The sequence below is a fragment of the Moraxella equi genome (assembly GCF_002027555.1).
GTDB lineage: Bacteria > Pseudomonadota > Gammaproteobacteria > Pseudomonadales > Moraxellaceae > Moraxella > Moraxella equi.
In genome coordinates this window covers 1-4,264 of sequence record NZ_MXAP01000112.1, presented here as the reverse complement: position 1 = coordinate 4,264, position 4,264 = coordinate 1, and the positions used below count along the sequence as shown (strand labels likewise).

At 42.7% G+C, this 4,264-nt stretch carries 5 protein-coding genes; 4 read left to right on the top strand and 1 reads right to left on the bottom strand.

The features are described from left to right. Positions 1-171 precede the first annotated feature (171 nt). The 3 genes from B5J93_RS13835 (at position 172) to B5J93_RS10490 (ending at position 1,887) form a co-directional block, all read left to right on the top strand. Positions 172-618, top strand: coding sequence for an aminotransferase class I/II-fold pyridoxal phosphate-dependent enzyme (locus B5J93_RS13835; protein WP_211278879.1), 447 nt, complete (start codon positions 172-174; stop codon positions 616-618). A gap of 86 nt (positions 619-704) precedes the next feature. Continuing rightward, positions 705-860 (top strand): hypothetical protein, encoded by a 156-nt coding sequence (locus B5J93_RS13830; protein WP_211278878.1) that lies wholly within the window; start codon positions 705-707, stop codon positions 858-860. A gap of 484 nt (positions 861-1,344) precedes the next feature. Next, positions 1,345-1,887 (top strand): glutathione peroxidase, encoded by a 543-nt coding sequence (locus B5J93_RS10490; protein WP_079326325.1) that lies wholly within the window; start codon positions 1,345-1,347, stop codon positions 1,885-1,887. 82 nt (positions 1,888-1,969) lie between these two features. On the opposite strand, the gene B5J93_RS10485 is transcribed toward B5J93_RS10490, so the two are convergent. After that, a complete protein-coding gene (locus tag B5J93_RS10485; RefSeq protein ID WP_228144927.1) occupies positions 1,970-2,299 on the bottom strand; it encodes an eL24 family ribosomal protein in 330 nt (109 codons plus the stop codon). 189 nt (positions 2,300-2,488) lie between these two features. Between B5J93_RS10485 and B5J93_RS10480 the strand changes: the two genes are divergently transcribed. After that, positions 2,489-4,159 carry an NAD+ synthase gene (locus B5J93_RS10480; RefSeq protein WP_079326324.1) on the top strand — a complete coding sequence of 557 codons (1,671 nt, stop codon included), beginning with the start codon at positions 2,489-2,491 and terminating at the stop codon, positions 4,157-4,159. Positions 4,160-4,264 lie beyond the last annotated feature (105 nt).

Below are 4,264 nucleotides of genomic sequence, written 5' to 3'. Positions count from 1 at the left end.
GGGTTCGGTTGGTATAGATAGCATGTGTTGATAGGTGGCTCTTTTTATACCAAAGTATCGTTTAAACTCACTGTCGCTTAGTTTTTTAGCTTGCTTGGGTGTCATGTTTTTACTTTATTGGGTTAAATGGGTATTGTAGCATGTTTACTCTGGGGTTTGGAAAGAGGTCTAATGCAAAAAATCACCAACGACTTTGACGGCGTTACGCTGTTTTATCTGTGCAATCCCAACAACCCCACAGGTACGATTACGCCCAAAAATACCTTATCACATTGGGTTGATAACGCCCCAAAAAATCACTATTTCTTACTTGATGAAGCCTATGACGAATATGTTGCCAACCCCAATTTTGAAAGCGGTTTGGCATTTATCAAACAAGGCAATCTCAACGTCTTGGTTGCCAAAACCTTCTCAAAAATTTATACCCTTGCAGGACTAAGAATCGGCTATGCCGTTGGCTCAAAAGAGTTAATTGAGCTGACCGAGCGTTGTATGTCTCTGAGCAATACCAATCTATCAGGAGCGGTGGCATCTTTGGCATCACTACAAGACACCGAATTTTTGGAATACAGTCGCTTGTCAAACCTACGCTCTCGCCAAATTGTAGGGACCACCTAAAAGAGCTTGGATTAAACTATGCCGAATCCAATGGCAACTTTATTTTCCATGAGATTAAAGGGGATGTCAAAACCTACCAAGAGCGTATGAAAGAATATCATATCTTTGTCGGACGTGCATTTCCACCCATGGGCGGCTACAACCGCCTAACACTTGGTACGCCCGAAGAAATGACAGCATTTGTTAAAGTGTTAAAAGAATTTCGCAAAAAGGTTGGGTGTAAACTTAGCCGACCGCTTTGACATCAGCCCAGTTTCTCCGACCGATTTTTGGCTTTGGGAAACTGGGTTTTTATTATTTAAAAAACTAAACAAACTGCTTACTTATTAACATCAATCAATCAGAATTACTTACCATCATTATTAATTTTTTCTAATCAATCCATTGATTTTTATCACTTTTACTTTCCAAAAAATTATATATAATAGTCTTATGGGTTTGTATAGGGCGTATTGAACATTGATAGCATTCTTATAAAATAAGATGAAAATTTAACGCTTTTATCAATTTTTGCATGAAAAATGACTAAATTTTGTTTTTCATCATTAAAAACTTGTCTGATAGAATGACTATCAGCCTGCGTTTTTTTCCTTGAAAAACGGGCGATTTTTCTCATTTTTCATGGCAAATACCAACGTTCAATACGCCCTACTCTTATCCCTTTTGGTAGATTGCATGATGGTTTTTGCAATTATTCTTGGCACACTTTTAAGGATGCGTTAAGCGATGTCAATCCATGATTTTTCAGTTAAAGACATTCACGGTAAAGAAGTTCAGTTAAGCGATTTTGAAGGCAAGACCTTGCTCATTGTCAATACTGCCACCAAATGCAGTCTGACACCCCAGTATAATGATTTAGAAGAGCTGTATCAAAAGTATAAAGATAAAGGTTTGGTGGTTTTGGCTTTTTTAAGCAACGATTTTGGAGAAACCCCAGAGAGCAACCAAGAAATCGTTCAGTTCTTGGCAGATAACTACGAACTCACCTTCCCTTTATTTGCCAAAATCAGTGTTAATGATGAGAATGCACATCCTTTATACACTTACCTAAAAAGCAAGCAAAGTGACGAGATTGGTAATAGCAAATACGAAATTTTGTTAGAGATTATCTCCGAGATGGGTTTGGCTCGCACAGGCGATGACATCAAATGGAACTTTACCAAATTTTTGGTCAATAAAGACGGTAAAGTAACCCAGCGTTTCGCCCCGACAGTCAGTACCAAAGAGATGGAATCTGCCATTCAAGAAGAGTTGGCAAATGTGGCTTGATGAGTTGCTTGATTATCAATGGCAAAAAGACGTTTTAGGACGTCTTTTTGTTTTTTAAATCACTGTTTATCTCTAAACATCTTTAATCGTCATCCAACGGCCTTTTGGTAGGCAGACCATCATAGTCATCATCGGCCTGATAGACATCACCACGAAAATAAGCACTTTGATGGTCGCCATTGCAAAAGAAATACTCACGCCCATCGCCTGCCACATCCGTCTGCAAAATACCCCGATAGGTGGCAAGTTCATGCCCACAATAATCGCATCGTCTGATACTAACATCATCGCCTGCTTTTGGAAAAAAGTGCTTGGGCGGTTTTGGATACATGAATTTAAAGAAGATTTTCATCACAATGGCGATGATGATAAGATTGATTAAAAAAGCAAACATGGCAAATGTCAAAGTCACAAAATAATGCCTACTATATCACAAAAATAGGCGATAGTGTGCTATACTAAGTTGATTTGTGTAGATTGGTTTTCATTAGTTTTATGCAAACATCAAGCTGATTTGACAAATCAAACTCATCATTGCCTGCCGATAAACACGGATTGACGACAGGCGACAACCACCAATACATTTACTGGATAATTACAAATGTCAATACAAGAAAATTTTAGCGAAATTAGTACCCCAAACGGTACGATTACTTTTGCCATCATGCAGACAAATTTTTGGGTGGGCGACATCAAGGGCAACGTGGGCAAGATGAAAGCCCTTGCCCTAGATGCCAAAGCTCGTGGGGCAGACATCGTCATCTTTCCTGAGCTGGCACTCATCGGCTATCCGCCAGAAGATTTGCTACTGCGTCCTACCTTGGCTGAGCGTGTCAAGATTGCCATGAATGAACTTGCCAAGATAGACGGCATTGTCACCATTTTAGGCTATCCGCACGTGGACAATCACGGCACGTTTAACTCGGCGGCGATATTACAAGGCGGTAGCCAAAAAGGCTTTTATCACAAACAATGCCTGCCAAACTATGGCGTGTTTGATGAAAAACGCTACTTTAAAAAAGGTCGCAATCAAGTCTTATTTGACTACAAAGGGCTGACCATCGGACTGCTCATTTGTGAAGACATCTGGCACGAAGCACCCATCAAAGCACTCAAAGATGAAGGGGCAGAAATGGTGGTCGTGCTAAATGCGTCACCCTTTGAAGTCGGCAAGCAAGCCGAACGTAAAGCACTCATCGCCCGTCAATCATCAACGCACAAGCTACCCATCATCTATGTCAATACCGTCGGTGCCCAAGATGACATCGTCTTTGACGGTGGCTCTATCGTCAGCCAAGCGGACGGCGAGATTGCTCACGAAGGGGCAAGATTCTTAAATCAGCTGATTATGGCAACCTTTGATGTATCAAGCGGACGCTTTGACACCCAAGCCAAACCGCCACTTGACTTATCCGAAGAGTCGCAAATCTACCAAGCCTTGGTGGTTGGCTTGCGTGATTATGTCAATCGCTCAGGCTTTAAGGGTGTGATTGTCGGACTCTCGGGGGGCATTGACAGTGCCTTGACCCTTGCCATCGCTGTGGATGCATTGGGTGCTGATAAAGTCTATGCGGTAATGATGCCTTATGAATATACATCGCAGATGAGTCTGGACGATGCCGCCGCCCAAGCCGCCCGTCTCAACGTCTCTTATACCATCTGCCCCATCCATGATGCGGTGGCAGGTCTCAAATCCACGCTCGCCCCACTCTTTGCAGGGGCAGCCCCTGACGTGACCGAAGAGAACCTACAAGCTCGGGCAAGGGGCGTGATACTCATGGCTCTATCCAACAAATTTGGACACATGGTCATCTCAACTGGCAACAAATCAGAAAATGCGGTCGGCTACTCTACCCTATATGGCGACATGGTTGGCGGATTTGATGTGCTAAAAGACGTCTACAAAACCGACGTGTACCGCCTAGCCGATTATCGCAATCGCCTAGAAGACAACCCTGTCATTCCTGAGCGTGTCATCACTCGTCCGCCATCGGCTGAGCTACGTCCCGACCAAAAAGACCAAGACAGCTTGCCTGACTATGCCCTACTTGATGCTATCTTAAAGATGTACATTGATGAAGATTTGGGCTACAAAGCCATCTGTGCGGCAGGTTTTGACCCTGCGGTCGTTGAACGTGTACTAACCATGGTAGACAGAGCCGAACACAAACGCCGTCAAGGGGCAATCGGCACTAAGATTACCGAAAAATCCTTTGGACGTGAACGCCGTTATCCGCTAGTCAATGGCTGGTCGGTAACGGGCGAGTTTTAAGGTTTTAATACTTACTTGATTGCAAAACCGTCAAAACATTGGCGGTTTTGTTTTATCAAAATAAAAAGATTATGTTAAATAAACTCTTTGGATAAACTCTTTGGA